The sequence below is a fragment of the Pseudarthrobacter sp. NPDC058119 genome (genome assembly GCF_042884655.1).
Taxonomy (GTDB): Bacteria; Actinomycetota; Actinomycetes; order Actinomycetales; family Micrococcaceae; genus Arthrobacter.
Map to the genome: position 1 here is coordinate 413,283 of NZ_JBHVTN010000001.1, position 24,780 is coordinate 438,062.

A 24,780-nucleotide genomic window follows, 5' to 3' on the forward strand; every position below is an offset into this window, starting at 1 on the left:
ATGGGCCGGGCAGCCATGTGGCTGCCCGGCCCACTCCATTGGAAATGCGGTGGCGGTTCTAGCTGCGGGGCCGTCGTCCGCCCAGGGCCCGGCTGACGTCGCCGGCCTGCTTCAGGGTGGCCCGGAGTTCCTTGGGAAGCGAGAAGAGGAGGTCTTCCTCAGCCGTGACTACTTCCTCCACGGCGCCGTATCCGTAGTCGGCAAGCAGCCGCAGCACGTCCTGCACCAGGACCTCGGGAACGGAGGCTCCGGAGGTGACTCCCACGGTGGCCACGCCTTCAAACCAGGCTTCGTCCACCTCGTTGGCGAAGTCAACCCGGTAGGACGCCTTGGCGCCGTATTCAAGAGCCACCTCCACCAGCCGGACGGAGTTCGACGAGTTGGCCGAACCCACCACGATCACCAGGTCGGCCTTGGGCGCGATCTTCTTGATGGCCACTTGGCGGTTGGTGGTGGCGTAGCAGATGTCGTCGCTGGGTGGATCCTGCAGGGTGGGGAACCGTTCCTTGAGCAGCCGGACGGTTTCCATGGTCTCGTCCACGCTCAGCGTGGTCTGCGAAAGCCAGATGACCTTTTCGGGGTCCCGGACGGTGACCTGGTCCACCTCATGCGGGCCGTTGATGATTTGGATATGCTCGGGCGCTTCCCCGGAGGTGCCTTCCACTTCCTCGTGGCCGTCGTGGCCGATCAGGAGGATATCGAAATCGTCCTTAGCGAAGCGGACGGCTTCCTTGTGCACCTTGGTGACCAGGGGGCAGGTGGCGTCAATGGTGCGCAGACCCCGGGTTTCGGCGGACTCGACAACTGCCGGGGAAACGCCGTGGGCTGAGAAGATCACCAGGGCGCCCTCGGGCACCTCATCGGTTTCATCCACGAAGATGGCGCCCTTTTCCTCCAGCGAGCTGACCACATGGACGTTGTGGACGATTTGCTTGCGGACGTAAACGGGCGGGCCGTAGTGTTCCAAGGCCTTTTCGACGGCGATCACGGCGCGGTCAACACCGGCGCAGTAACCCCGGGGAGCGGCCAGCAGTACCTTCTTGGTGCCGTTCACGGGAGCCGCAGCAGCTACTTCCTCCGGGGAGCGGCGCCTGCGCGGTATGGATGGCATCGAAAGGGATACAGCCGAGGTGGTCATGGCTCCATGCTACCGGCTGGCCCCACTCCGTTTCCGGGCTGCGAACAACGTCACAATACCGGCTGCCGCCAGGACGCCGCCGGCAACGGCGGTTGTAGCGATCCACGACTGGAAGTCTGCGCCGGCGGCGGCAAGGAACTCGTCGCGGAACATGTTGGCTATCGCGTTGCCGGTGTCGGTGGCCTGGGCACGGGACGAGCCAAGCTGTACGCCAAACCCCCATAGCCCTGCGACCAACAGGCCGCCGAGCCCTGCGGCCACCAGCACGGTCCAGCGGCGGCGCGCCGCGACGAGGGCCAGCAGGAAGGCCACCGCCGAGCCGATGGCCAGGACGTAGCCCATCGGCGCATAGGTGGCCAGCCGCTCAGTCCACTCCCGCTGCGCGGGCTGGCCCACATTAATCAGCGTCTGTTCCGGGGGGTTGAGGGGAAGCCGCGTGGCCCGGCTGATCTCCTCCGAGCCAAGGGCTACCAACGGGGCGACGTCGAGGGTCAGCGACGAGGCCGACGCTCCGTCCTGCAACGCCGCGGCAGGGTCGGCGAAGCTGAGGCGATGGCTCCTGCGAAGGGTTTCCTCCCACGCTGCCGGATAGCCGGGGAGGCCGGTCAACGATTCCGCGGCTTTCTCGAGCATCGGTTCCACCAGTCCAGAGAGGAAACCAGGAACAGATCCGGTGTCGATCGTCCCCACCGCCGCCGCGGCCAGCTTCCGTTGGAATTCCGGGTCCTTGCCGAGCGGAGCAGCAAGGTGGACGAATCCATCTTCCTGGACGATGTTGCGGTCCACCCAGATGGCGGGAACGGCAACAGCCGCCAGGAGGATGCCCAGCACGGTGGCGAGGGCAGAAACAAAAGTGCGCACAACAGGTCCTTCGGGGTTGGGGGCCTCAACCCATCCTAGGCAGGGTGGCGGGGCTGTCCCTGTCAGCCCCCGGTGCTACACCTTATGGATAAGGTTGATTGACCGCGCCCAACAGATAAAGGACCGCATGCCCGCAGTACCATCCTCCCAACGGCGTCCGCATGTCTGACCAGGCATCCCTGCCAGGCACTGCAGCCACCACCCTGCCTGCCACCGCGGCGGAAACCAGTCCGGACAACCCGTGGCCGCTGCAGCTGCTCTCGCAGAAGCTGAAGGCCCACATCGACCGGACCCCGTCGGCGTGGGTGGAAGGGCAGGTCATTGAGCTGAACCGCCGCGGCACCAACGCCTACATCACGCTCCGCGACGTGGATGCCGAGGTATCGCTTCCCGCTTCCGTCTGGACCAAGGTCCTGGAGCGGCAGAACCTCCCACTGGAGCGGGGTTCACGGGTCGTGGCGCTGCTGAAGCCGGAATTCTGGCTGAAAACCGGCCGGCTGAACATGCAGGTCCGGGACATCCGGCCCGTCGGCCTGGGCGACCTGCTGGCCCGGATTGAGCGGCTGCGCCAGGCCCTCGCAGCGGAGGGCCTGTTCGCAGACTCCCGCAAGAAGCGGCTGCCCATGCTCCCGCACCGGATCGGCCTGATCACGGGACGGGACTCGGACGCCAAGAAGGACATCCTCCGCAACGCGGCACTGCGCTGGCCGGCGGTGGAGTTCGAGATCCGCGAAGTTGCCGTCCAGGGCAACACAGCCGTGGCCCAGATGGTCCGCGCCCTGCGGGAGCTGGATGCACGGCCGGAGGTGGACGTCATTGTCATCGCGCGCGGCGGCGGGGCACTCGAAGACCTCCTTCCCTTCAACAGCGAGGACCTTGTCCGCGCGGTGGCAGCGGCCGAAACACCGGTGGTGAGCGCCATTGGCCACGAGGCGGACCGCCCGCTGCTGGACTACGTTGCCGACCTCCGCGCCTCCACCCCCACGGATGCCGCCAAGCGGATCGTCCCCGAAGTGTCCGAGGAGCTCGCCGGCGTGCGCCAGGCACGGGAACAGCTGCGGCGCTCCATGGAACGGATGCTGGACCGGGAGTCGGACCGGCTGGCGGCACTGCATTCAAGGCCGGTCATGGCAGCGCCGGAGGGCATGGTCTCCGTCCGCGCCGAGGAAATCGAGCGCCTGCTGCGGCGTTCCTCCGCTGCCGTGAACTCCACGGTGGTGCGGGCAGCAGACCAGCTCCAGCACCTGAAAGCCCAGGTGCGCGCGCTCTCGCCGCAGAAGACCCTGGACCGGGGGTACGCCGTCGTCGAACTCGCCGGGGACCAGGCCGCCCGGATCGCCGAGGCCGGCCACGCCGTGGTCCGCAGGCCCGCGGAAGCGCCGGCGGGCGCCGCCCTGTCCATCCGCGTGGCGGAGGGCCGCTTCGGCGCCACCTCCGACGGACCCGCACGGCCCACCGGGGCACTGCACCCGGGCAACCCAGACCAGCACCAGGAAGTGGAAGAGAACGCATGACTGAACAGAAACCCGAACCGGACGTCTCAGGCCTGAGCTACGAGGACGCCAGGGAGCAGCTCATCGCCGTGGTGGGCAGGCTTGAAGCGGGCGGAGCAAGCCTGGAGGAATCCCTCGCGCTGTGGGAGCGCGGCGAGGCACTGGCCGCCCGGTGCGAGGAGTGGCTTGAGGGGGCGCGGAAGCGGCTGGCCGCTGCCCGCGACCAGCCGCTCTGAGCAGCCCGCAAGACCTGGGATTATTGCTGCGGCTCCAGAACCTGGGCGTCACGAACGGGCGACGAGTTCCCTTTCGATATCAACGTCGAATTCAGCCTTGGGCCACTCCAGCCGAAAATCGGACAGCGCCGACATCACCAGCTGCTGCACGGCGATGCGGGCGAACCATTTCTTGTTGGCCGGAACCACGTACCACGGGGCAACGGCTGAGCTGGTCTCGTCGAAGGCGGCCTGGTAGGCCGCCATGTAGTCATCCCAGAAGGCCCGTTCCTTCAAGTCGCCACTGCTGTACTTCCAGTGCTTGGCAGGGTTGTCCAAGCGCGCCAGCAGCCGCGCGTTCTGCTCATCCTTGCTGATGTTGAGCATCACCTTAATGATCCGGGTGCCGGCGTCGGATTGCCGGGCCTCGAATTCATTGATGGCCCGGTAGCGCCGCTTGATTTCTTCCGGAGTGGCCCAGTTGTGGACGCGGTGGATAAGGACGTCCTCGTAGTGTGAGCGGTCGAAGATCCCCACCATGCCGGCTGCGGGAACCTCCTTTTCGATGCGCCACAGGAAGTCGTAGGACTTCTCCTGCTCGGTGGGGGCCTTGAACGCCTTGAACTGGACACCCTGGGGGTCCATGGTGGCCATGACGTGGTTGACGATTCCGCCCTTGCCCGCCGTGTCCATCGCCTGCAGGACCAGGAGGATCCGCTTCTTGCCGCCGCCCCGTGATTCGGCGAACAGCTGTTCCTGCATCTCCGAGAGCTTCCCGTCCATCTCAGCCAGCAACGCTTCACCATCAGCCTTGTTGCCGCTGTAGCCCGGGGTGGCATCCGGGTCAACCGATGCCAGGGAAAATCCCTTTCCAACACGCAGCGTGTCAGAGGGATGCTGGTCGAAGCCAACGACGCGGGCCATGGGGTTCCTCTCCGAAGGGGGATACACGGGCCCCGTGGCCCGTGAGCACAGGCTAGTTCCCCTGGTACCTGCTTAGGAAGTCCCCCATGCGCCCGATGGCTTCTTCGATGTCCTTCACGTTGGGCAGCGTCACCATGCGGAAGTGGTCCGGACGCACCCAGTTGAAGGCCCGGCCGTGGGAGACCAGGATCTTCTGTTCCCGCAGGAGGTCGAGGACGAACTTCTCGTCATCCCGGATGTGGTAGACCTCGGGGTCAAGCCGCGGGAAGAGGTACAGGGCGCCTTTGGCCTGCTGCGTGCTGACGCCGGGAATGGCGTTAAGCATGTCGTAGGCCTTATTGCGCTGCTCGAGCAGCCGGCCGCCCGGAAGGATGAGGTCGTTGATGCTCTGGTAACCGCCCAATGCCGTCTGGATGGCGTGCTGCGCCGGGACGTTGGCGCACAGGCGCATGTTGGCCAGCAGGTTGATGCCTTCGAGGTAGTCGGCGGCGTCCTTCTTGGGGCCTGAAATGGCCATCCAGCCTGCCCGGTAGCCGCAGACGCGGTACGCCTTGGACAATCCGCTGAACGTCAGGCACAGGACGTGGTCGCCGGTCAGCCCGGCGAGGTTTACGTGGACAGCGTCCTCATAGAGGATCTTTTCGTAGATCTCGTCGGCGAAAATCACCAGGCCGTGCTTTTCGGCAAGGGCCACAATTCGCTTCAGCGTCTCTTCCGGGTAGACGGCGCCGGTGGGGTTGTTGGGGTTGATGACCACGATCCCCTTGGTGCGGGGCGTGATCTTCGCTTCCATGTCCTCCAGGTCGGGCTGCCAACCGGACTCTTCATCGCAGAGATAGTGCACCGGTTTGCCGCCGGCGAGCGCCACGGAGGCCGTCCACAACGGGTAATCCGGTGTGGGAATGAGCACTTCGTCCCCTGAATCGAGCAGCGCCATCAGGGACATGGTGATGAGTTCGCTGACACCGTTGCCCAGGTAGATGTCGTCAACGTGGATGTTCTGGATGCCGCGGGTCTGGTAGTACTGCGAGACTGCGGTGCGGGCGGAGAAGATGCCGCGGGAATCGCTGTAGCCCTGGGCGTGCGGCAGGTGGCGGATCATGTCCACCAGGATGGCGTCGGGCGCCTCGAATCCGAACGGTGCCGGGTTTCCAATGTTTAGCTTGAGGATCCGGTGGCCCTCCGCCTCCATCTGTTGGGCGGCTTCGAGGATCGGTCCACGGATGTCGTAAAGGACGTTGTTGAGCTTCGTGGACTGCCTGAATTCTGCCATCCCTCAAATATGCCACAGGAAGGATGAATGGCTGTTGAGACATCCGCCACACGGCCGACGGCGGCTGCCGGACCTTCGAAAGTCCGGCAGCCGCCGTCGTCATCGCCGAAGTTCCCCTCGCCTAAGGGGAGGCGAAAAGCCTTACTTAACGATGCCCTTGTCCTTCAGCCAGGCGGCTGCGGCCGTCTTGGCATCCTGCTTCTGGCTGCCGCTGACAGCCCGGTTCAGGTTGATCAGGTCATCGGTGGTGAGGGTGCTGGACACCGAGTTCAGTGCCTGCTTGGCCTTGTCCGTCATCTTGGCCTTGTTGTAGAGCGGCAGGACCTGCTGGGCGATGAAGTTGTTCTTGGGATCGTCCAGCACCACGAGGTCGTTGTCCGCGATGGACGGCGTGGTGGTGTAGATATCGGCCACCTGCACCTGGTCCTCCAGGAGGGCCTTGAGCGTCACCGGGCCGCCGCCGTCGCTGAAGGGCTCCAGCTTCTTGGGCTCACAGTTGTAGTTCTTCTTCAGCCCGGGCAGGCCGTAGGCGCGCTCGGCGAAGGTGGCGGGGGCGCCTACAACAATCTGGCTGCAGACCTTGGCCAGGTCCTCAATGGACTTCAGCTGGTACTTCTCGGCCGTTGCTTTGGTGACCACCATGGCGTCCTTGTCTTCGGCCTTGGACACGTCCAGGACGCCCAGGCCATCCGGCAGCTTGCCCGGCAACGCCTTGGCGATGTCACCGGCGGAGACTTCCGTGGCCTCCTTGTTGACGTAGAGCAGCAGGTTGCCGCTGTAATCCGGCACCACATCCACCGAACCGTCCTGGACGGCCTTGAAGTAGACCTCCCGGGAGCCGATGTTCGGCTTGGTGGTAGCGGTGATTCCGTTGGCATTCAAGGCGCCGGCGTACAACTCGGCAATGATCTGGCTCTCCGGGAAATCGGCGGAGCCCACCACCAATGAGGCGGCACCCCCGGAAGCGCCGGCGCTGGAGGGCGGCGGGTTTTTCAACGGATCGGACGATCCCCCGCAGGCGGACAGCGCCACGGCCAGGCCAAGCCCGGCGGCAAGGCCGCTGAACGCCCGCCTGCCGAGGCGCTGGGGACGGCTATCTTTCATGACTTACCTCCTTGTACAACAGTCTCCGCAACAACGGGGTCTGTGAGATCAACCGCAGCCTCCTGGCTGCGGAAGGACAGCTTCGAGGCCCCTGGTGTCAGGAACAGCCTCTGGAACAGGGACAGGACAAGGTCGACGGCGATGGCCAGCACTGCGATGAGGAGGGAACCTCCCAGCATCTGGGGGAAGTCGCTGAGGACCAGTCCGTCGAAGAGATACCGGCCCAGGCCACCCAGGTTGATGTAGGCGACCACCGAGACGGTGGCAATCACCTGCAGCACGCCGGTCCGGAAACCGCCGAACATGACGGTGAGGGCGTTGGGCAGTTCTGTCCGGAACAGGACCTGCAGTTCGGTCATGCCCATGGCCCTGGCAGCGTCCACAACGTTCCGGTCGACGCTGGAAATGCCCGCATAGGTTCCGGCCAGGAGCGGCGGGACCGTGAGGATCACCAGGGCCCAGACGGGCGGCATCAGCCCGATGCCGGCCAGCAGCACGAACAGGATCAACAGTCCCAGGGTGGGCAGGGCCCGCAGGGCGCCCGCGAGCGCGACGACAGCCACCCGGCCCCGCCCGGTGTGGCCGACGAACATCCCGACGGGTACTGCAATGGCGGTGGCGATCAGCATGACCAGGCCGGTGTACTGCAGGTGCTCCCCCAGCCGGGCGGGGATGCCCATGCTCCCGGACCAGTGCAGCGGGTCGGCCAGCCACTCGAAGGTATCGGCGAATACGTTGCTCATGCTGCTTCACCCACTGCGGCAGCAGACCCCTGGGCTTCGGGTGTTCCGGCGGGGACGCCCTGTGCCCCGTGGCTGTGTGGCTTCCCTGCCCGCTCCCAGGGTGTGAGGATTCGTTCCAGGAGGACCAGGACGGCGTCCATCAGCAGCGCGAGGACCAGGATGGCGATAATGCCCACCACCACCTCGGTGACGAAGTCCCGCTGGAGCCCGTCCGTGAAGAGCATTCCCAGATTGCCGACACCCAGCAGGGCCGCAACGCTGACCAGCGAGATGTTGCTGACGGATACCACCCGGAGGCCGGCGAACATGACGGGCAGGGAGAGCGGGAGGTCCACCTGCAGGAACCGGGCCAGCGGTTTGAAACCCATGGCCTGCGCGGCCTGGCTGATGTCCGCGTCCACCGAGTCGAAGGCGTCCAGGGCCGCGCGCACCAGCAGCGCAACGGCATAGATGGTCAATGCCACCACCACGTTGAGCGGATCCAGGATCCTGGTCCCCAGGATGGTGGGGAGGATGATGAACAGCGCCAGGGACGGAATGGTGTACAGCAGGGAAGACGCCGTCAGCACCACGGAGCGGAGCGCATTGTTCCGCCGGGCCACCTGCGCAAGCGGGATGGAAATGACCAGCCCCAGGACCATGGGAACGAGCGCCAGCACCAGGTGCTGTCCGCCGCGCTCCAGGATCATGCCGGTGTTGGCCAGGAACCATTCCATCAGAGAGCAGCCTGCCGCACTTGGCGTGCTTCTTCGATCAGTGCCAGGACTTCACCGCCGCGGACCACGCCCAGCACCACGCCGTCGGCGTCCACGGCGACGCCAAGGCCGGACGGCGAAGACAGGGCAGAGTCCAGGGCGCGGCGGAGGCTCTCTCCGGGGCGGAACAGCGAACCGCCGGGAACAAGTTCGGTTTCGGTCCCCGGCGCCGACCAACCCAGGGGGCGCTTATCCGCGTCCACCACCAGCTGCCAGCCGCCGGCTGCGCTGGAATCCGACTCATACCCTCCGGGAGCCCTGATGATCGTGGGCACGGGGTGGAGGGCCACACCGTCGGACGGGGAGAAGCCGAGGTGGCGGAAGCCGCGGTCGCGCCCAACGAAAGAGGCCACGAACTGGTTCGCCGGCGCCCGCAGGATTTCCTCCGGTGAGGCGTACTGGGCCAGCTTGCCGCCGGTGGCGAAGACAGCGACCTTGTCGCCCAGGATGGTGGCTTCGTCAATATCGTGGGTTACGAAGACGATGGTCTTGGCCAGGTCCTTTTGCAGCCGCAGCAGTTCCTGCTGCAGCTCGTCGCGGACCACGGGGTCCACCGCGCTGAACGGTTCGTCCATGAGGAGCACGGGCGGATCTGCGGCAAGGGCGCGCGCCACGCCGACGCGCTGCTGCTGGCCGCCGGAAAGCTGCGACGGGTAGCGCCCGCCCAGGGACCCCGCCAGGCCCACCACGTCCAGGAGTTCCCGGGCGCGCTTGCGGGCATCCGCTTTCGAGACCCCGTTCAGCCGGGGGACGGTGGCAATGTTATCCAGGACGGAGCGGTGCGGCAGCAAGCCGGCCGACTGCATCACGTACCCCATGGACCTGCGGAGTTCCGCAGCCGGTACGGAGGTGACATCGCGGCCTTCTACGGTGATGGTCCCGGACGTGGGTTCCACCATCCGGTTGATCATTCTGAGCGACGTTGTCTTTCCGCAGCCGGACGGGCCCACGAAAACGGTGACAGACCCTTTGGCGATGGACATGGACAACCCGTCCACAGCAGGCTGGCCGCCCGGATACTGCTTGGTAACGCTCTGGAACTCGATCATCGCCTGGTCCATGGTGCGGACTTACCTGTTCTCTTGGACGGGCTGTTCCCAGCACCGCGACACTGCCTAAGCACCCTGATAGTTACGGTAACCCAAACAGGGTCAGGCTTCAGCAGCTGGGGCCCCAATCCGTGCAAAGGAATCCCTACTGTAACCATTCGGAACCCCTGCCGGGGTGGATGGGTGCCCCTGGATCCAGACGCACGGCCCCTCCTGCCAGGGCGCCGCGGCCGGGCCTACAGTGGAAGCGTGACCAACTTGGAAGTTTCGCCGCAACAGGAAGTTTGCCCGCCCGCGCCCGAAGGAGGGATGTCCGGCCCGTGCCTGCAGCTGTGGCCAGAACGTGAAGTCCCGCTGGGCGGGGTCCGGGCCATGAACGTCAAGCGCACGTTGCCCCAGCGCGGCCTTCCCACGATCGGTGCGTGGTGCTTCCTGGACAGTTTCGGCCCGGACCGGACCGCGATGTCCGTTCTTCCCCATCCGCACATCGGGCTGCAGACGGTCACCTGGCCGCTGGCAGGGCACATCCACCACCGGGACAGCGTGGGCAGTGACGTGGTGGTGCGTCCCGGGGAGCTGAACATCATGACAGCCGGCCACGGCGTCTCGCACTCCGAGTTCGCAGTGCTTCCTGCCGACGGCGGTGAGTTGCCGCTCCAACGGGGCCTGCAGCTGTGGGTGGCCCTTCCTGACGGGGACCGGCACCGGGAACCCGCATTCGAGCAGCACCGCGAGCTGCCGCACGCCTCCGGGCCGGGCTTCACGGCCACGGTCATGGTGGGAGAGCTTGCAGGGGTGGCCTCCCCCGCAACAGTGTTTTCCCCGATCGTCGGTGCTGACGTCTTCTGCGAAGGGGCAGCGGTACTGCCGTTGAACCCCGGCTTTGAGCACGGCGTCCTGGTGCTCGACGGCGGCCTGGCGGTGGATGGACAGGACCTGCCGCCGGGGCCGCTGGGCTACCTGGGCACCGGCCGCAGCGAACTCAGGGTGGTGGCAGTCCCCGGTACCCGGTTCCTGCTGATCGGCGGTGAGCCGTTCGCCGAGGAACTGCTGATGTGGTGGAACTTCGTGGGCCGCACCCATGACGAGGTGGAAAGGGCCAGGGACGACTGGGAAGCGCAGGCCGGCCTGCCGGACGCCGAAACAGCCACAGCCCGCTACGGCCTGGTCCCCGGACACGGACCGGATGCCGGGGCGGAGGCCGGCCGCATCCCGGCTCCCCCGCTCCCCGGCGTCCGGCTGACGCCGCGGAAGCGTTCCGTGGGCTAGGCGGGTTCTGACACCAACTGCAATACGCCGAATACCGGTTCCTGGTCCAGCACCCTGACGTCCGTAACCCCGGTTTCGGCAAGGTTCCGGCGGAAGGACTCCTGCAGGGGTGCCACGTTCATGCCCAGCCCGCCGCCCAGAATCACTGGCCCCTCGATTTTCAACTGGCCCAGCACCTGGCTGGCCGAGGCAGCGAGGTCGTGCCCGGCCTGCTCCAGCAACGCTGCGCTGTCCCGGTGCCCGGCGGCTGCGGCTTCCACGACGTGCCTGGCCTGCTGCGCCCAGAAGCGCCTGCCGGTGTCCGGTGAGTGGAACAGGGCGATGAGCTTGTTGGGGTGGTCCAGCCCGCAGGACGCCAGGAGTGCCGCCGTGAGCTGGTCGACGGGCAGCCCCTGGTTCATCCTGCGCAGGCTGTGCCGTACCGCTTCCCTGCCCAGCCAGTAGCCGCTGCCTTCATCCCCCAGCAGGTAGCCCCATCCGCCGGCCCTGGCCTCGCCGCCGCCGGCGTTGCGTCCCCAGGCGGCGGAGCCGGTGCCCGCAATGACCGCCACTCCCGTGGTGGCGCGCCCCGCGGCCAGCAAGAGGCGGGAGTCATGGACTACGGTGACGCGTGCTTCGGGGGCCAGGGGCTGGATCAGCGCGGCCAGCGCGGCGGCGTCTTCGTCGGTATCGATGCCGCCGGAGCCCGCGTACACCCGGTCCACGGCGCCTCCGCCGATCCTGGCGAACAGGTCCGCCAGGTTGCGTGCGGCCTGCTCCCGGCTGACGTTCTGGACGTTGGAGCTTCCGGCCGATTCGTCGGCCACGGGGCGGCCGTCCTCGAAACGGATGCCGTGCGTCTTGGTGCCGCCGATGTCCAGCCCGATCGTGATGCCGTGAAGTGGACTCGCTGGGGAACCTGCCGCGTGGTCAAAAGAAGTGGCAGAGGGGTTCTGGGTGTTTGTCACGTCACAAGGGTACTTGCCCCATGCTGATAGGTGCCCCGGCACCGGAAGCCAGCTTCCCGCCGTCGGGCATCTCCCCGCTCAGCGGCCCGCCCTGCTGACCAGCCCGGCCAGCAATCCGGGACCCTCCCCCACCACCATCTCCCGGAAAAGCCGGGCCGGGACCGGCTCGCTCTCAGGTTTCCTGCGCCGCCAGCTCACGCCGACTTCCCGGAAGGCGAGCGGGGAGTCCAGCGGAAGTTCCACCCACCCCAGGTCCCCCGTTTCCGGACGCGGGGTCCGGCCGGGGGCATCGTCGCCCGGCGGCAGGATGCTGACGCCAAGGCCGGCGGAGACCAGGCCGCGGACGGTGTGTGAATCCTGGCTTTCGAAGGCGATCCGCGGACGGTACCCGGCCTCGCGGAAGAGCGCGTCGGTGAGGGAGCGCAGCCCGTAGCCGGGTCCGAGCACCACCACGGGCTCCGTTCGGATGTCGGCCAGCCGGGCCATCCGCTGCCGGGCGAGCGGATGGGCGTGGTGCACCACCAGGCGCAGCGGCTCGCGGTACAGCGGCGCCGAGTCGAGGTTCTTGCCCGGCGGCGCCACGGGTGCCGTGAGGGCGAGGTCCGCCTCCCCCGCTGACAACTTGTCCAGGCAGGTATCCCGAGCACCCTGGCTGAGGCTGAATCCGGTCCCGGGATGCCGCGCCCGGAAGGCACTGATCAGCAGCGGCAGGGTGGCCTCGCCAAAGGTGTGCTGGAAAGACACCGATACCGTGCCCCGGACCACCTGGGACTCGTTCCGCACCAGGTCCAGTCCGGCCTGGAACTCTGCGAGCGCCTGCTCGACGTACGGCAGCAGCGTGCGGGCGGCGGGCGTCAGGCGGACGCCGCGGCCGTCCCTCACCAGGAGTTCGGTGCCGACGGCGGCACTGGCCCTCGCCAGCGCGCGGCTCACCGTTGACTGGGGTACTCCGAGCAGTTCCGCCGTTTCCGTCACGTGCTCCGTCCGGCCCAGCTCCGCAAGCACCGGCAGCAGCGGCAGCAACTGCGCCAGTTGTTTCCGGTCCGGCTCCATCTCCAGTTCCTTCCAGCCGAAAACAATCCATATCTGCTATCACTTTGGCATAAAAGATGCATTGGAGGCATTCATTTGCCGGGACTACGCTGGCGGGATGCCCCAGAACGCAAGCGCCGGAACTGACGCGTCGCCCCTGTGGACCGGCCATGCCAAGGGATCCAAGGCGTATGGGCGGATCCTTGCGGGCCTGTCCTGCGCGGGTGTGGCCACCTTTGCCCAGCTCTACTCCACCCAGGCGGTCCTCCCCCTCCTGGCCCGGGACCTGCACATCACCGCCGCCGAAGCCGCCCTTACCATTTCGCTTGCAACCGTCGGCCTGGCTGCCACGGTGATCCCATGGTCCTTCCTGGCGGACAGGATCGGCCGCGTCAAGGCGATGATGTGGGGCATCACCGCCGCCACCGTCCTGGGACTGCTGGTGCCCATAGCCACCAGCTTCACCATGCTGCTGGCCCTGCGGCTCCTGGAGGGAATGGCCCTGGGCGGCATTCCCGCCATCGCCATCGCCTACCTCAACGAGGAAGTCAGCAAAGCTCACGCAGCCCTTGCCGCGGGAAGCTACGTTGCCGGCACCACGCTGGGCGGCCTGTCCGGGCGGCTGGTCGCCGGGCCGGTTGGGGAGCTCTGGGGCTGGCGGTCGGCAGCCCTGGCCGTGTCCCTCCTGGCGACCGTTGCCGCCGTCGCGTTCCTTGTCCTGGTACCCCCGGCTCGTGGGTTCGTTCCGGCCCAGGCCTCCGGTTTCCGCAAGGCGGTCCGGACACTCGGCGGCCACTTGCGGAACATCAGGCTGCTGGCCCTGTACGCCCAGGCGTTCCTGATGATGGGCGGATTCGTGGCCGTCTACAACTACCTGGGCTTCCGGTTGTCCGGTGCACCGTTCGGGCTCCCGGCAACGGTCATCAGCCTGATCTTCCTTGCGTACCTGTCCGGCACGTTCTCCTCCCGCTGGGCCGCGGGGATGACCACCAGGTTCGGCCGCCGGAACGTGCTGCTGGCAGGACTTGCACTTGCCCTGGCCGGGTTGGCCCTGACCCTCACCCAGTCCCTGGTCCTCATCCTGGCCGGGCTGGTGGTGTTTACCGGCGGCTTCTTTGCCGCCCACAGCATCGGCTCGGGCTGGACGGGGGCCATCGCCAGTACAGGGCGGGCGCAGGCTGCGTCACTGTACAACCTGGCCTACTACCTCGGCTCCAGCCTGCTGGGCTGGGCCGGGGGCCTGGTCTTCCAGGCCTGGGGGTGGAGCGCCCTTGCCGGGGCCGTCATGGTCCTGGCGTGCCTGACCGCCGCAACTGTCGCCGTCGTCCATCCCCGGGCAGCACGCACCCCCTAAAGCCATAACCTGCCGGCGAATTAACCGGCTCCGAGGAGTCTCCGGAGTGTCAGGATGTTCGGCAGGACGCGGGCCGGCTGCGCGGGATGCGACGATTCTGCGGTCTAGGATGAACTAGGACCGCGTGGAAGGAACCGCTGTGAGTACGAATGCCCGGAACCCCAGGCCAGGGGCACACCTGGAGCCGCTGGACGCCATTGACGAACGGCTCCTGGCGGCCCTGGTGGCCGATGCCAGGATCTCCAACAAGCAACTCGCCGAAATGGTGGGAATCGCCCCGTCCACCGCGCTGATGCGGACCAGGGCCCTGTCGGAGCGTGGCATCGTCCAGGGCTACGAGGCGAAGCTGAGCCTCTCAGCCATCGGCAGGTCCGTGCAGGCACTGGTTGCGGTGCGGCTCCGCGCCCACGACAGGGACCAGATCGACCGCTTCACCGCCCGCGTGCCGCAGCTGCCCGCCGTGCTCTCCACATTCCACACCTCAGGTTCGGTCGACTACCTGCTGCACATCGCCGTCGGGAGCACCGAGGACCTGCGCGACTGGGTCCTCGACAACCTGGCCACCGACCCCGTGGTGGGCCACACCGAAACCACGCTCGTCTTCGAACACATCCAGGGCAACCACGGACCGCTTCCGGACTAGCATCCGGAGCGGTCGGTCCGCTCAGGGAACCTGCCGCCGTGCCGATTGCACCATCGTGGCGGCGGCAAGCACGAGGGCCGCCGCGCCGCACAGCAGGACAAAGCCCTGCACGGCCGCTGCCATCCCAAACGCCGCGCTTGCCCAGCCCAGCCCCAGGACCGGCACCGCGCTTCCCAGATAGGTGATCACGTAGACGGTGCTGATGATCTGCGCGTGCCGGGCCGGCTCCACCCTGGCAGCCACATCGTTGAAGACGGTCCGGAACGCGAGTCCCTGCCCCACCCCCGCGGCGATGGCGGCGCTGACCAGCATCACCGGGCTATGCCAGGCCCCTGCGGCACCCAGCAGGATCACGGAGACGCCCAGAACCGCAAGGCCTGCCGGTACCGTCTGCCGGCCGCGCACGGTCACCAGCTGGCTCAGGGCCGACGCACCAAGCGGCAGGCCTGCAAGGACGCCGATCAACGGCCGTGAGTCGGTGCCCAGGACCTGGGCGAAATAGCCCGGAGCCAGTGAGAGGGAAAAGCCGAACACGGCAAAGCTGAGGAAGCCTACGCCGGAGGCCAGCCAGAAGGGGCCCCTCGCCTGACGCGACACGGAGGGCCGGCGCGGCGCCAGGGCATGCAGCGGCCGGGACACCGCGGGAACCATGATGGCCGGGCGCGCACGGATCAGGTACAGCGGCACCAGCAGCCCGGCCAGCACCAGGGAATGGACGACATAGGGAGCCGTGGTGGCGCCGGGAAGCAGCGACAGCAGGCCGCCGATCACCGGGCCGGCCGCCACTCCCCCTGACGATGCCAGCAGCGTGAAGCGCGAAGCCCACTCCGGCCGGGACGGCAGCAGTTCACGCAGGGCGGCCGCGCTGGCTCCTGTGGCAAGCGCAACTGCCGCGCCCTGAAGGGCCCGGCCGACGCACAGGGCGGCCAGCGAGTGGGCTTGGGCAAAGATCCAGCCGCCCGCCAGTCCCGTCAGCACGGCGACCAGGAGGGCCGCCCGGCGGCCGATGTGGTCGGACCAGTGGCCGGCCAGGAGCAGTGTTCCCACCAGCGCCAGGACATAGCTGGCGAACGCTGCGGTCACTTCCAGGCTGGACAGTCCCAGGTTGGCCTGCAGCAGCGGGTACAGCGGGGTGGCAAGGTTGGCGCCCACCAGGAGCATGAAGATGACTGCCCCGGAGATCACCAGCCGCGCAGTGGTGGATGCATTCCATCCGCTGGGCATGGCCGTCGCCGGACGCATGCGCAGTTCGCTGAAGACCGTCATTGTGCCGCCTTAGGGGTCCGCCGCGGCGGGTAGTCCTCGTGGGAGCCCGGCGCGGATACAACTGTGATGCTTCAAGAGTGAGGCAGGGCTGAGCTATACACCCAAAATCAGGTGGATAATTGAGCAAAATAGTCAACATATGCATCCCGGCATGATGGAGAGTGACGATCTTGAACAAGTTGGACCCCACGGACCTGAAGATCCTCCTGGCCCTCATCAGGGATCCCCGGATCCAGATCGGTGAGCTCAGCGACTCCCTGGGCATCGCCCGCAACACAGCGCAGTCGCGCGTGCGGCGCCTCCTCCGCGCCGGCGTGCTGCGGCCCGGCGGCCGCGAGGTTGACCTTGAGGCGGTGGGTTACGACGTGGTGGCATTCGTGACGATTGAAGTCTCACACCGCGAGCTCGACGGTGTGGTGGCAGCGCTGCGCCTCATTCCTCAAGTCCTGGAAGTCCACGAAATATCCGGCCGCGGCGACGTCTGGTGCCGGGTGGTAGCGACCGACACCCACAACCTGCAGTCGTCCCTCCGGCAGGTCCTGAGGATCAAGGGGGTCATCCGGACAGAAACCGTCCTGGCCCTGCACACCCACATCCCGTACCGGACCGAACCCCTCATCAGCGGTCTGAGCAGTGCCGCTGCCCCGGCTAGGATTTCCTGAATGACCATCATCGATAACGCCGTCTACGTCAACGGCGTCCGCCACGCCGAGCCCGAAAGCCTTGAACAGACCTTCGAGACCCTCGCCAGGCACGGCGGCATGGCCTGGATCGGACTGTACCGGCCCACGGCGGAAGAGATGACTGCCGTCGCCAACGAATTCGGCCTCCACGCCCTCGCAGTGGAGGACGCCGTTTCGGCCCACCAGCGCCCTAAGCTTGAACGGTACGACGACAACCTCTTTACCGTCCTGCGGCCCGCAAGATACCTGGACGTGGACGAGACTGTGGAGTTCGGCGAACTGCACGTCTTCACCGGGAAAAACTTCGTCGTGACGGTGAGGCATGCGGAAACGGCAGGCGTAGCCCGGGTCCGGCAACGGCTGGAAGCACGGCCGGACCTGCTCCAGCACGGGCCGGAAGCTGTCCTGTACGCCCTGCTGGACCGTGTGGTGGATGACTACGCACCGGTGGTGGCCGGCCTCGAAAATGACATTGACGAAATCGAGGACCAGCTGTTCAGCGGCGATTCCTCGGTGTCGCGCCGGATCTACGAACTGGCGCGGGAAGTGATCCAGTTCCAGCGGGCCATCCATCCCCTGCCGGAGATGCTGGACCAGCTGAAGAAAGGCTTCGAGAAGTACGAGGTGGAAACCGAACTGCGGCACAACCTGCGCGACGTGGAGGACCACGTGGAGCGGGTGATTTCCCGGGCCGACTCGTTCCGGGACCTGCTGCAGAACGCCCTGACCCTGGACGGAACCCTGACCGCCAACCGGCAGAACGAGGCCAGCGCCGAGCAGAACGAACAAGTCAAGAAGATCTCGTCCTGGGCGGCAATCCTGTTCGCGCCGTCCTTCGTCGCCGGCATCTACGGGATGAACTTCGACAACATGCCTGAACTCCACTGGGCCGCCGGCTACCCCTACGCCCTGATCCTCATGGTCGCCGCCGGAGCCCTCATGTACGGAATCTTCAAAAAGAAGGGCTGGATCTAGGGACTCTGGCCCGGGCAGCCTTTCCGGCTGCCAGCACCACCCGCGCGTTGCCCGCGCCATGCAACAGGACCGAAACTGCCAGGAACGCGGCCAGCACCTGGCCGGTGGTTGCCAGCACCCTGGGCCAGCCGCCGTCGAGCGTTGGGTCCAGGAAATCATAGACGTACCACCCGTCGATGCCCCCGCGGATCCAGGAGAACGCCAAGAAGGCCACTGGGTAGTCCAACCATGCAAGGGGCCGCCACCACGTCCCGCGGACGGTCCTGGTGACCAGGAGCCAGTCCAGCGCGGTGACCAGCGGAGCGAGGCGGTGGTGGACCATCTGGGGCCAGTACAGGTCCCAGCTCCACCAAGGCTCCCCCGGCGGAGCCACCAGCACGACGTAGATAATCCCTGTCATGACCAGGTACAGGACCAGCGCGCCGAAGAGGTGGTCCCACCACAGGGGAAGCCGGCTCCGCGCGCGGACACCGGAATATATCAGGACAAGCCCTAGGGCAAGGTTGCCCTGCACGGTGAACTCGGAGAACAGCTGGGCGATATCCACGTCGTTCCCGGGAAGGGTGGCGTCAAAGGTCTTCTGGACCAGCGCCGCGAGTACGAAAATCCCGACGGCGATACGAGCGGCCCGGATCCAGGGGCGGTCGGGGTGCAGGGCACGGTTGGCGGCAATATTCCTGCGGATGGGCGGAAGAACCGCCCCAGGACCGGCTGCTGGCTCCCTGCGGCTCATTGGAAAAGCATGAAGCGGCCCGCCGCCAGGGGGCTAGGGTCTTTTGGCCGGGTCATCCGCCTGCCGGACCGCAATTACTGGTTGGGCAGGCGGATGTTGGTCAGGCGTTCGTTTTGCGCTTTAGCCAGCCCCACACGCCGGTGGCGACGAACAGGACCAGGCCGATGATCGCGAGCCAGATGAGGCCTTTGACGACGAACCCGACGACGGACAGGATGAGCCAGATGACCAGAAGGCCGATGATGATTCCCATGGACCCACTCTAGGCCGCCAAATTTCGACAGGCCCTCATCAGGAGCCGCGTTTCGCGCCGGAGGCTGCCTGCTTTTAGAGGCCGTTCGCCTCTCGACAAGGTGCTGCCGCAGGCCTAAAGTGGCCTCGCCGAATTCCCACAACGATGACAGAGGTGTGTGAAATGGGAGCACAGGAAGACGTCGCACTGGTGCGGCGCGGCTATGAAGCATTCATCGCAGGCGACATGGACACGCTCAGGGAGCTGTTCACCAATGACGCCGTCTGGCATACCAGTGGAACCGGCGGCCTGTCCGGGGACAAGAAGGGCGTCGGAGAGATCCTGGCCTACTTCGGCGAACTGTTCTCACGGTCCCAGGGGTCACTCAAACTCACCCTGGACGATGTTGCCGCGGGCGACAGATACACCGTCGGAGTGCAGTCCAACCACGCCGAGCGCGATGGCAGGTCGCTTGACCAGCGGTCGGTCATCGTCTTCACCATCTCCGGCGGCAAGGTGGCCGAAGCACTGGAAATCGCGGAGGACACCGGCCAGGCATCAGAATTCTGGTCCTGAGCCCCTGGCAGACCGCTACGGGAATGACCTGGCATGGATGACAGCCTTGGTGTCACGCCGAAGGGCGTCGTTCTGGTCCACGGCATGTGGGGTGTTCCGGAAGACTGGGCGTGGGTCCGGCGGGAACTCGAAAGCCAGCCCGGCCTGTCGGTGGTTACACCCGACCTTCCATCGCACCGCTCACCGGACGCTGGATTGCTTGCGGACGCTGAGGAGGTGCGGGCAGCCATCGCTTCAATTAACGCACCAACCGTTGTTGTCGGCTGGTCATACGGTTGTGACGTTGTGGGCATTGCTGCCCACGGCATGAAGAACGTGGCCCGTCTCGTGTATGTCTCATCCCCTCCCCTTAAGCTGCAGCCCGAAGTCCGGGATGCGGGCTGGGTGGATGCGATGGATCACATGCTTTACGACGGACACGGCCGGAACGCCTTGGATGGTGACTGGTGGCTCAATGAAGATGACGCAGGGGTACGACTTCCGGACGACGTGCGCGCTTTCCTAAAGGACCATCCGCGCAGGTTTGCCACGAAAAAGACCCGCAGCGATCCTGTCCCGGCCCAGGCATGGACAGAAATCCCCACCACAGTGCTGCTCGGCGCCACGGACAACCTGACAGGCGCAGAAGCAAGGGCCTGGGCCCGGGAGGCAGTGGCAGATGTTCGGGACGTAGACACGGACCACTTTATGCTCTTCAACCGTCCGGATGTCATTGCTGACGTGATCCTTGAGGACCTGGGCGCGTCCAGTCGTGGCCGCTCAGCCGTCTGAGGGCTTGATAAGAGCGCTGCCCCGATTGATCTGGAAAATTGTGGAGCTAAGGAGATTCGAACTCCTGACCTCTTCGATGCGAACGAAGCGCTCTACCAACTGAGCTATAGCCCCGGGGGTGTGTCCGCGTTTTGCGGGTTGTTACCCGACGGTGCGGAACCGGTGTCCCTAGGCTACAAATTTTCGTAGCCCAACGCCAATTGGGGCGGAGGGGTGTTGGGACGGCGCCCCGGAACCCCTATGCGCGGCGGCGCTGCAGAACGTCGTCGAGGTTGCTGAGGGCGCTTTGCGCCTTGGACAGCTGCGGTGCTTCCACTGCGGAGGCAGCTTCAGCGGCCGGAGCGGAAGTGGCGCCCTTCTTCAGCGAGGGCTTGCCCACTGCCTTTGGTGCTTCCGGCAGCTCGAGCGGCTTTGGGTCGGGGCGCTCGGCCTTGGGGGCCTCCACATAGACCGGCTTGGGCACCTCCACAGGCTCCCAGGGGGTGCTCACGGGAGCGGCAGGTGCGGGCGCGGCTGCACTGGTGTCGCCGGCTGCCATGGCGACGGCGAGGGCTGCTTCCCGCAGCTCCACGGCGGTCAGGGGTTTGGCCTTTGGCTCCCCTGCCTCGGCGTCGAAAAGCGGGCTGTCACGCCGTGCAGGGGCACTCTCGGGCTTCGGCGGGACTGCCTCGGCGGTGCGCGGAAGGCGCGCGGGCGCGCTCATCGCGGAACGGAAGGCGGCGTCCACCTTCGCCTTGCGGTCGCGGACGGCGAGCCAGCGCAGCAGTGCCACGGATGCAACCGTCAGCAGGGTGCAGGTGAGCGGAAGGGCGGGTGAACCGATGCCGAAAAGAAGAATCACGCCGGAGACGAAGGCGGTGACGAGTGACAGCAGCCCCACGAGGGCCAAGGAAGTCCGGCCATAGCGGATGCGGAACGGTGCCGCAGGCTGGGTGCTTGCAGTGCCGGCAGCGGATGCGGCACTCTTCCTGGGTTCCATGGCTTTCTCCTGCTGGGCGGCGACGTTCAGGACCAGGCCGGGCTGGGGGTCCGGCCTCTCATCGGCGGGGGCGTCTGCCAGGAAATCGACGGCGGGCTGGAGCTGGTGCCGGCGGTTCCGGAGGACGTAGGGGGCAACCCATACAATCCAGAGCGCGACGGCAACCACAAGGATCACTGAGCTGCTAAGGGGGAAGTCCACACTCAAAACCGTATGAGCATCATGCCTGCTCAGGCCGCATTAGCCGCGGTGTGTCGTGTCCGCGTAGGCAATCCGTTGGATTTATGACCGGCGCGATCCCAGCCATGGCCCCAGCAGGCCCTCCGGGACCTCTTCGGAGGTCAGCGCAAACGATCGGTGGTCGGCCCATTTGCCGTTGATGTGGAGGAAGCGGGGCCGGTAGCCCTCGTCCCTGAATCCCAGCTTTTCCACCACCCGCAGGCTGGGGCCGTTCTCCGGCCGGATGTTGATTTCCATCCGGTGCAGGCCGAGCCCCTGGAAGCAGTGGTCCGTTACCAGTGCCACGGAGGTGGGGGCTATCCCCCGTCCGGCCCGGGATTGGTCTACCCAGTAGCCCAAGGTGGCCATCATGGCCGAGCCCCAGACAATCGAGGACACTGTGAGCTGGCCTACGATGGCCGGGCTTCGCAATTCGGGCCTCCGCTCGGTGATGAGGAAGGGAAGTGCGGTGGCCTGGGCGGCCTGGATATTGAGTGACCGGACCATGTGCCGGTAGTCAGGGAGTCCGCCGCCCGGGTCCGGGTTGGAGGCCTCCCACGGTGCCAGCCACTCACTGTTCCGGTACCGCACTTCGGTCCACTCTTTTTTGTCGCGGTACCGGATGGGCCGCAGGACCAGGTCGCCGCATTCGAGGGTGACCGGCCAGATAGGTCCAGTGCGCACGGCGCTACCGGGAAAGGCCGGCGGTGAAGCCCGGCAGCCATTCCCGCAGGCCGGGGCCCAGGTCCTCGCTGTCGATGGCCAGCTGGACGCAGGCCTTGAGGTAGCTCAGCTTGTCGCCGGTGTCGTAGCGGCGGCCCCGGAACACCACGCCGTAGACTCCGTGTCCCTCGCCGTCACCGGACGCCAGTTCCTGCAGGGCGTCCGTCAGCTGGATTTCGCCGCCGCGGCCCGGCTTTGTGTGCTCAAGGACGTCGAACACTGCGGGGTGCAGGACGTACCGGCCGATCAGTGCAAGGTTGGACGGTGCTTCCTCGGGCGAGGGCTTCTCCACCAACCGGTTGACCCGGACGTAGCTTTCGCCGTCGATCTCCTGGACGTCGGCGCATCCGTAGGCGCTGATCTGGGAGGGTTCCACTTCGATGAGGGCGACGACGGACCCTCCGGTTTGGGCCTGCACGTCGATCATGGTGCTAAGGAGTTCGTCGCGGGCGTCGATGAGGTCGTCGCCCAGCAGGACAGCGAAGGCCTCATTGCCCACATGCTGCTTTGCCCGGAGCACTGCGTGCCCCAGTCCGTGCGGATCGCCCTGCCGCACATAGTGGATGTCACCCAGTTGGCTGGCTGCCTGGATGGACGCGAGCTTCTCGGTATCGCCCTTGTCCTCAAGGGTCGATTCGAGGGATGGCACCCTGTCGAAGTGGTCTTCGAGGGCCCGTTTGTTGCGGCCGGTAATCATCAGCACGTCACTCAGGCCCACGTGGACGGCTTCCTCCACGACGTATTGGATGGCAGGCTTGTCCACGACGGGAAGCATTTCCTTGGGCATCGCCTTGGTGGCAGGCAGGAACCTGGTGCCCAGGCCAGCTGCGGGAATGACGGCTTTGCGGACTCTGGGATTACTGGTGTTCACCGGACTAATCTAACGTCAGCGTCAAGTATTTCCGTAACCACCAGCGCCACAGGCCGGCACCCGGGCTTCAGGCTGCGGACCACCGGGCAACGCAGGAAGGACACCATGCTGCAGGAGACTAACGCCGTTAAGGACGAAATCCGGGCCAGTCATCGCCGCAGGAGGGCAGGCCTCGCGCCGGCGCAGCTTGAAGCGGCGGGCCTGGCACTGGCCACCCACGGTGATGCGTGGGCGGGAACGGTGACGGACGGCCGCCCCGGCATCGCGTGTGTCTACCTTGGCGTGGGGCAGGAGCCACCAACGCTGCCGCTGATCAACGCCCTGTACCGCAGCGGGCACAAGGTCCTGCTGCCCGTGTGCGAACCCGCGCGGGAGCTGAGTTGGGTGTTCTGGACACCGGACACCGGCTTCGAACGCAGCAAGTATGCCCCCATTTTGGAGCCCACGGGCCAGCGCCACGGACCCGAAACCGCGGGGAAAGCGTCTGTCCTTTTCATTCCGGCCACGGCCGTGGACCTTGCCGGCAACAGAATCGGCCAAGGCGGCGGGTACTACGACAAATTCCTGGGGCACCTGGCCACAGCCGGGAAGGAAATCCCGCTGTCCGCTGTTATCTACGACGATGAATTACTGCCCGCCGGCAGCATCCCGGCAGAGGAGTTCGACCGGCCCGTTCCGGCCGTTCTTTCGCCGGCAGGTCACCGGCCCCTGCTTGGGGCGGCCTGAGCCCAGGGCTGGCGGCGCAGTGATAGAATTAGCACTCAGGCCCTGCGACTGCTAATGGTTTACCACGAGGCAGCACGGGACCTATCGTTTGCCCAAGAGGAGGAGCACCAGTGCCAACATATGCTTACGCCTGCAAGGACTGCGGCCACGCCTTCGACATCGTCCAGTCGTTTTCGGACAGCAGCCTGACTTCCTGCCCCGAATGCCAAGGCACGTTGCGCAAGAAGTTCAACAGCGTTGGCGTGGTCTTCAAGGGCTCAGGCTTCTACCGCACGGACTCCCGCGATTCAAAGGGCAGCTCCGTCTCCCCAGCTCCGGCTGCGGCTCCGGCCGCACCCGCAGCTGCCCCCGCTGCGGCGGCGCCGGCAGCCGCCGCAAGCTAAACGGCGTAGCCTTCACGACGGCGGCCGGCGCGTTCCAGCGCCGGCCGTTTTTGTCCACATAGCCGCCGTTCCGGCTCCCGGGCGGTTGCGCCGATAGCTAGCGTGGGCGCATGCCCATACTTCCCCGCCGCGGCCGCGCCGGCCTCAGGTATCCCCCGAATGCCGGCGGCGTCGGCCGCAACCCCAGGAAACGTCAGCCTGCAGCCCGGCTCGGCGCCTGGCTGAGCCGCAACCGCAGGCTGGCCGCTGCCCTGCTGCTGTGCGCAGCCGCCGCCATCACCGTCCAGCAGCTCACTCCCGCTCCGCTCCCCACAGCCACCGCACTGGCCGCTGCCCGCGACCTGCCTGCGGGCACAGCGGTGGCCGAAGCGGATGTCGCGCGGGTCCAGGTGCCGCCGGGCATGGTCGCAGATGGCTTCCTCCTGGATGCGGCCGCCGCCAAGGGAAAGCAGCTGGCCGCGCCAATGCGTAAGGGCCAGCTCCTGTCCGATGCCCAGCTGGTAGGCCCCGGGCTCCTGGCAGGTGCGCCACCTGGATCTGCCGCAGTCCCACTGCGAATGGCCGACGCTTCGTCCATCCAACTGGTCTCTCCCGGCCAGCTGGTCAATGTGGTGCTCACGTCAGCCAACGGGTTCGACCAACAAGGACCCTCCGAGGTACTGGCGTCAGCCGTCCCCGTCCTGTGGACCTCCAACAAGGGTGGCCAAAGCGGACAATGGCTGGGTACCACGGAGACGGACGGCCTCATCGTGGTGGCAGCCACCGCCGAACAATCGTCCCGCTTGGCCGGGGCCTCCACCCAGGGCAGGCTGTTCTTTGTCCTGGTCGGCCCGCAGTGACCTG

General features: G+C 66.5%; 28 protein-coding genes and 1 tRNA gene. 12 read left to right on the forward strand and 17 right to left on the reverse strand.

The window, feature by feature from the left end; genetic code table 11:
• Positions 1-58: 58 nt before the first annotated feature.
• Together ACFVTD_RS01860 and ACFVTD_RS01865 are read right to left on the reverse strand one after the other, a co-directional pair.
• Entirely contained in the window at positions 59-1,138 is a 1,080-nt protein-coding gene (locus ACFVTD_RS01860; protein ID WP_141159869.1) for a 4-hydroxy-3-methylbut-2-enyl diphosphate reductase, read from the reverse strand.
• Between the two features lie 9 nt (positions 1,139-1,147).
• Positions 1,148-1,999 carry a hypothetical protein gene (locus ACFVTD_RS01865; RefSeq protein ID WP_387557251.1) on the reverse strand — a complete coding sequence of 284 codons (852 nt, stop codon included), beginning with the start codon at positions 1,997-1,999 and terminating at the stop codon, positions 1,148-1,150.
• A 161-nt stretch (positions 2,000-2,160) separates the two neighbouring features.
• Between ACFVTD_RS01865 and xseA the strand changes: the two genes are divergently transcribed.
• Positions 2,161-3,513 carry an exodeoxyribonuclease VII large subunit gene (gene xseA / locus ACFVTD_RS01870; RefSeq protein ID WP_387557254.1) on the forward strand — a complete coding sequence of 451 codons (1,353 nt, stop codon included), beginning with the start codon at positions 2,161-2,163 and terminating at the stop codon, positions 3,511-3,513.
• Positions 3,510-3,728 (forward strand): exodeoxyribonuclease VII small subunit, encoded by a 219-nt coding sequence (locus tag ACFVTD_RS01875; RefSeq protein ID WP_387557257.1) that lies wholly within the window; start codon positions 3,510-3,512, stop codon positions 3,726-3,728. The genes xseA and ACFVTD_RS01875 overlap by 4 nt, the downstream gene beginning before the upstream one ends.
• Before the next feature lie 48 nt (positions 3,729-3,776).
• On the opposite strand, the gene ACFVTD_RS01880 is transcribed toward ACFVTD_RS01875, so the two are convergent.
• The 6 genes from ACFVTD_RS01880 to ACFVTD_RS01905 all read right to left on the reverse strand — a co-directional run bounded on the left by ACFVTD_RS01880 (position 3,777) and on the right by ACFVTD_RS01905 (position 9,567).
• Positions 3,777-4,631: a polyphosphate kinase 2 family protein gene (locus ACFVTD_RS01880; protein ID WP_387557260.1), complete on the reverse strand. Its 855-nt coding sequence runs from the start codon at positions 4,629-4,631 to the stop codon at positions 3,777-3,779.
• Positions 4,632-4,683: 52 nt separating this feature from the next.
• Positions 4,684-5,904, reverse strand: a complete 1,221-nt coding sequence (locus tag ACFVTD_RS01885; RefSeq protein WP_387557263.1) for a pyridoxal phosphate-dependent aminotransferase — start codon at positions 5,902-5,904, stop codon at positions 4,684-4,686.
• Between the two features lie 141 nt (positions 5,905-6,045).
• Complete coding sequence (locus ACFVTD_RS01890) at positions 6,046-7,008, reverse strand: ABC transporter substrate-binding protein (protein WP_387557266.1); 963 nt, start codon at positions 7,006-7,008, stop codon at positions 6,046-6,048.
• On the reverse strand, positions 7,005-7,751 hold the full coding sequence (locus tag ACFVTD_RS01895; RefSeq protein WP_387557269.1) for an ABC transporter permease: 747 nt from the start codon (positions 7,749-7,751) through the stop codon (positions 7,005-7,007). The genes ACFVTD_RS01890 and ACFVTD_RS01895 overlap by 4 nt, the downstream gene beginning before the upstream one ends.
• A complete protein-coding gene (locus tag ACFVTD_RS01900; protein ID WP_387557272.1) occupies positions 7,748-8,467 on the reverse strand; it encodes an ABC transporter permease in 720 nt (239 codons plus the stop codon). The genes ACFVTD_RS01895 and ACFVTD_RS01900 overlap by 4 nt, the downstream gene beginning before the upstream one ends.
• Positions 8,467-9,567: an ABC transporter ATP-binding protein gene (locus ACFVTD_RS01905; RefSeq protein ID WP_387557275.1), complete on the reverse strand. Its 1,101-nt coding sequence runs from the start codon at positions 9,565-9,567 to the stop codon at positions 8,467-8,469. The genes ACFVTD_RS01900 and ACFVTD_RS01905 overlap by 1 nt, the downstream gene beginning before the upstream one ends.
• A 237-nt stretch (positions 9,568-9,804) precedes the next feature.
• Here ACFVTD_RS01905 and ACFVTD_RS01910 point away from each other — a divergent pair, with 237 nt between their 5' ends.
• Positions 9,805-10,824 (forward strand): pirin family protein, encoded by a 1,020-nt coding sequence (locus ACFVTD_RS01910; protein ID WP_387557278.1) that lies wholly within the window; start codon positions 9,805-9,807, stop codon positions 10,822-10,824.
• Here the strand turns inward: ACFVTD_RS01910 and ACFVTD_RS01915 are convergent.
• Together ACFVTD_RS01915 and ACFVTD_RS01920 are read right to left on the reverse strand one after the other, a co-directional pair.
• Complete coding sequence (locus ACFVTD_RS01915) at positions 10,821-11,771, reverse strand: N-acetylglucosamine kinase (RefSeq protein WP_387557281.1); 951 nt, start codon at positions 11,769-11,771, stop codon at positions 10,821-10,823. The genes ACFVTD_RS01910 and ACFVTD_RS01915 overlap by 4 nt on opposite strands.
• A gap of 78 nt (positions 11,772-11,849) precedes the next feature.
• On the reverse strand, positions 11,850-12,824 hold the full coding sequence (locus ACFVTD_RS01920) for a LysR family transcriptional regulator (RefSeq protein ID WP_387557284.1): 975 nt from the start codon (positions 12,822-12,824) through the stop codon (positions 11,850-11,852).
• Between the two features lie 97 nt (positions 12,825-12,921).
• Here ACFVTD_RS01920 and ACFVTD_RS01925 point away from each other — a divergent pair, with 97 nt between their 5' ends.
• Both ACFVTD_RS01925 and ACFVTD_RS01930 read left to right on the forward strand, forming a co-directional pair.
• Positions 12,922-14,157: an MFS transporter gene (locus ACFVTD_RS01925; protein ID WP_387557287.1), complete on the forward strand. Its 1,236-nt coding sequence runs from the start codon at positions 12,922-12,924 to the stop codon at positions 14,155-14,157.
• Positions 14,158-14,296: 139 nt separating this feature from the next.
• Entirely contained in the window at positions 14,297-14,800 is a 504-nt protein-coding gene (locus ACFVTD_RS01930; protein WP_387557290.1) for an Lrp/AsnC family transcriptional regulator, read from the forward strand.
• A 21-nt stretch (positions 14,801-14,821) separates the two neighbouring features.
• Here the strand turns inward: ACFVTD_RS01930 and ACFVTD_RS01935 are convergent, their stop codons facing one another.
• Positions 14,822-16,066 (reverse strand): MFS transporter, encoded by a 1,245-nt coding sequence (locus ACFVTD_RS01935; protein ID WP_387557293.1) that lies wholly within the window; start codon positions 16,064-16,066, stop codon positions 14,822-14,824.
• A gap of 170 nt (positions 16,067-16,236) precedes the next feature.
• Here ACFVTD_RS01935 and ACFVTD_RS01940 point away from each other — a divergent pair, with 170 nt between their 5' ends.
• Entirely contained in the window at positions 16,237-16,728 is a 492-nt protein-coding gene (locus ACFVTD_RS01940; RefSeq protein WP_387557296.1) for an Lrp/AsnC family transcriptional regulator, read from the forward strand.
• Positions 16,729-17,724: a magnesium/cobalt transporter CorA gene (corA, locus tag ACFVTD_RS01945; RefSeq protein ID WP_387557299.1), complete on the forward strand. Its 996-nt coding sequence runs from the start codon at positions 16,729-16,731 to the stop codon at positions 17,722-17,724.
• On the opposite strand, the gene ACFVTD_RS01950 is transcribed toward corA, so the two are convergent.
• Both ACFVTD_RS01950 and ACFVTD_RS01955 read right to left on the reverse strand, forming a co-directional pair.
• A complete protein-coding gene (locus ACFVTD_RS01950) occupies positions 17,702-18,457 on the reverse strand; it encodes a Pr6Pr family membrane protein (protein ID WP_387557302.1) in 756 nt (251 codons plus the stop codon). The two genes, corA and ACFVTD_RS01950, sit on opposite strands and share 23 nt — an antisense overlap.
• Positions 18,458-18,557: 100 nt before the next feature.
• Entirely contained in the window at positions 18,558-18,710 is a 153-nt protein-coding gene (locus ACFVTD_RS01955; protein ID WP_387557305.1) for an LPXTG cell wall anchor domain-containing protein, read from the reverse strand.
• Between the two features lie 162 nt (positions 18,711-18,872).
• Between ACFVTD_RS01955 and ACFVTD_RS01960 the strand changes: the two genes are divergently transcribed.
• Together ACFVTD_RS01960 and ACFVTD_RS01965 are read left to right on the forward strand one after the other, a co-directional pair.
• The gene (locus ACFVTD_RS01960; RefSeq protein ID WP_387557308.1) at positions 18,873-19,265 is read left to right on the forward strand and encodes a nuclear transport factor 2 family protein; all 393 of its coding nucleotides are present in this window, start codon (positions 18,873-18,875) and stop codon (positions 19,263-19,265) included.
• Positions 19,266-19,298: 33 nt separating this feature from the next.
• A complete protein-coding gene (locus ACFVTD_RS01965) occupies positions 19,299-20,036 on the forward strand; it encodes an esterase/lipase family protein (RefSeq protein ID WP_387557311.1) in 738 nt (245 codons plus the stop codon).
• Positions 20,037-20,077: 41 nt separating this feature from the next.
• On the opposite strand, the gene ACFVTD_RS01970 is transcribed toward ACFVTD_RS01965, so the two are convergent.
• The 4 genes from ACFVTD_RS01970 to galU all read right to left on the reverse strand — a co-directional run bounded on the left by ACFVTD_RS01970 (position 20,078) and on the right by galU (position 22,828).
• Positions 20,078-20,150, reverse strand: a tRNA-Ala gene (locus ACFVTD_RS01970).
• 124 nt (positions 20,151-20,274) lie between these two features.
• Positions 20,275-21,192, reverse strand: coding sequence for a hypothetical protein (locus ACFVTD_RS01975; RefSeq protein ID WP_387558937.1), 918 nt, complete (start codon positions 21,190-21,192; stop codon positions 20,275-20,277).
• Between the two features lie 105 nt (positions 21,193-21,297).
• On the reverse strand, positions 21,298-21,918 hold the full coding sequence (locus ACFVTD_RS01980; RefSeq protein ID WP_387557314.1) for a GNAT family N-acetyltransferase: 621 nt from the start codon (positions 21,916-21,918) through the stop codon (positions 21,298-21,300).
• Between the two features lie 4 nt (positions 21,919-21,922).
• On the reverse strand, positions 21,923-22,828 hold the full coding sequence (gene galU, locus ACFVTD_RS01985; RefSeq protein WP_387557317.1) for a UTP--glucose-1-phosphate uridylyltransferase GalU: 906 nt from the start codon (positions 22,826-22,828) through the stop codon (positions 21,923-21,925).
• Positions 22,829-22,933: 105 nt separating this feature from the next.
• Between galU and ACFVTD_RS01990 the strand changes: the two genes are divergently transcribed.
• The 3 genes from ACFVTD_RS01990 to ACFVTD_RS02000 all read left to right on the forward strand — a co-directional run bounded on the left by ACFVTD_RS01990 (position 22,934) and on the right by ACFVTD_RS02000 (position 24,776).
• Complete coding sequence (locus tag ACFVTD_RS01990; RefSeq protein ID WP_387557320.1) at positions 22,934-23,554, forward strand: 5-formyltetrahydrofolate cyclo-ligase; 621 nt, start codon at positions 22,934-22,936, stop codon at positions 23,552-23,554.
• A gap of 110 nt (positions 23,555-23,664) precedes the next feature.
• Positions 23,665-23,937, forward strand: a complete 273-nt coding sequence (locus ACFVTD_RS01995; protein WP_387557323.1) for an FmdB family zinc ribbon protein — start codon at positions 23,665-23,667, stop codon at positions 23,935-23,937.
• A gap of 110 nt (positions 23,938-24,047) precedes the next feature.
• Positions 24,048-24,776, forward strand: a complete 729-nt coding sequence (locus ACFVTD_RS02000; RefSeq protein WP_387557326.1) for an RcpC/CpaB family pilus assembly protein — start codon at positions 24,048-24,050, stop codon at positions 24,774-24,776.
• Positions 24,777-24,780 lie beyond the last annotated feature (4 nt).

What these genes read in the sequence shown, in the direction of transcription:
- ACFVTD_RS01990 (WP_387557320.1), top strand. Translation starts at nt 22,934, where the DNA reads ATGCTGCAGGAGACTAACGCCGTTAAGGACGAAATCCGGGCCAGTCAT.
- ACFVTD_RS01885 (WP_387557263.1), bottom strand. Translation starts at nt 5,904, where the DNA reads ATGGCAGAATTCAGGCAGTCCACGAAGCTCAACAACGTCCTTTACGAC.
- ACFVTD_RS01950 (WP_387557302.1), bottom strand. Translation starts at nt 18,457, where the DNA reads ATGAGCCGCAGGGAGCCAGCAGCCGGTCCTGGGGCGGTTCTTCCGCCC.
- ACFVTD_RS01920 (WP_387557284.1), bottom strand. Translation starts at nt 12,824, where the DNA reads ATGGAGCCGGACCGGAAACAACTGGCGCAGTTGCTGCCGCTGCTGCCG.
- xseA (WP_387557254.1), top strand. Translation starts at nt 2,161, where the DNA reads ATGTCTGACCAGGCATCCCTGCCAGGCACTGCAGCCACCACCCTGCCT.
- ACFVTD_RS01955 (WP_387557305.1), bottom strand. Translation starts at nt 18,710, where the DNA reads ATGGGAATCATCATCGGCCTTCTGGTCATCTGGCTCATCCTGTCCGTC.
- ACFVTD_RS01960 (WP_387557308.1), top strand. Translation starts at nt 18,873, where the DNA reads ATGGGAGCACAGGAAGACGTCGCACTGGTGCGGCGCGGCTATGAAGCA.
- ACFVTD_RS01925 (WP_387557287.1), top strand. Translation starts at nt 12,922, where the DNA reads ATGCCCCAGAACGCAAGCGCCGGAACTGACGCGTCGCCCCTGTGGACC.
- ACFVTD_RS02000 (WP_387557326.1), top strand. Translation starts at nt 24,048, where the DNA reads ATGCCCATACTTCCCCGCCGCGGCCGCGCCGGCCTCAGGTATCCCCCG.
- ACFVTD_RS01880 (WP_387557260.1), bottom strand. Translation starts at nt 4,631, where the DNA reads ATGGCCCGCGTCGTTGGCTTCGACCAGCATCCCTCTGACACGCTGCGT.
- ACFVTD_RS01890 (WP_387557266.1), bottom strand. Translation starts at nt 7,008, where the DNA reads ATGAAAGATAGCCGTCCCCAGCGCCTCGGCAGGCGGGCGTTCAGCGGC.
- ACFVTD_RS01935 (WP_387557293.1), bottom strand. Translation starts at nt 16,066, where the DNA reads ATGACGGTCTTCAGCGAACTGCGCATGCGTCCGGCGACGGCCATGCCC.
- ACFVTD_RS01905 (WP_387557275.1), bottom strand. Translation starts at nt 9,567, where the DNA reads ATGGACCAGGCGATGATCGAGTTCCAGAGCGTTACCAAGCAGTATCCG.
- ACFVTD_RS01965 (WP_387557311.1), top strand. Translation starts at nt 19,299, where the DNA reads ATGGATGACAGCCTTGGTGTCACGCCGAAGGGCGTCGTTCTGGTCCAC.
- ACFVTD_RS01860 (WP_141159869.1), bottom strand. Translation starts at nt 1,138, where the DNA reads ATGACCACCTCGGCTGTATCCCTTTCGATGCCATCCATACCGCGCAGG.
- ACFVTD_RS01895 (WP_387557269.1), bottom strand. Translation starts at nt 7,751, where the DNA reads ATGAGCAACGTATTCGCCGATACCTTCGAGTGGCTGGCCGACCCGCTG.
- ACFVTD_RS01875 (WP_387557257.1), top strand. Translation starts at nt 3,510, where the DNA reads ATGACTGAACAGAAACCCGAACCGGACGTCTCAGGCCTGAGCTACGAG.
- corA (WP_387557299.1), top strand. Translation starts at nt 16,729, where the DNA reads ATGACCATCATCGATAACGCCGTCTACGTCAACGGCGTCCGCCACGCC.
- ACFVTD_RS01900 (WP_387557272.1), bottom strand. Translation starts at nt 8,467, where the DNA reads ATGGAATGGTTCCTGGCCAACACCGGCATGATCCTGGAGCGCGGCGGA.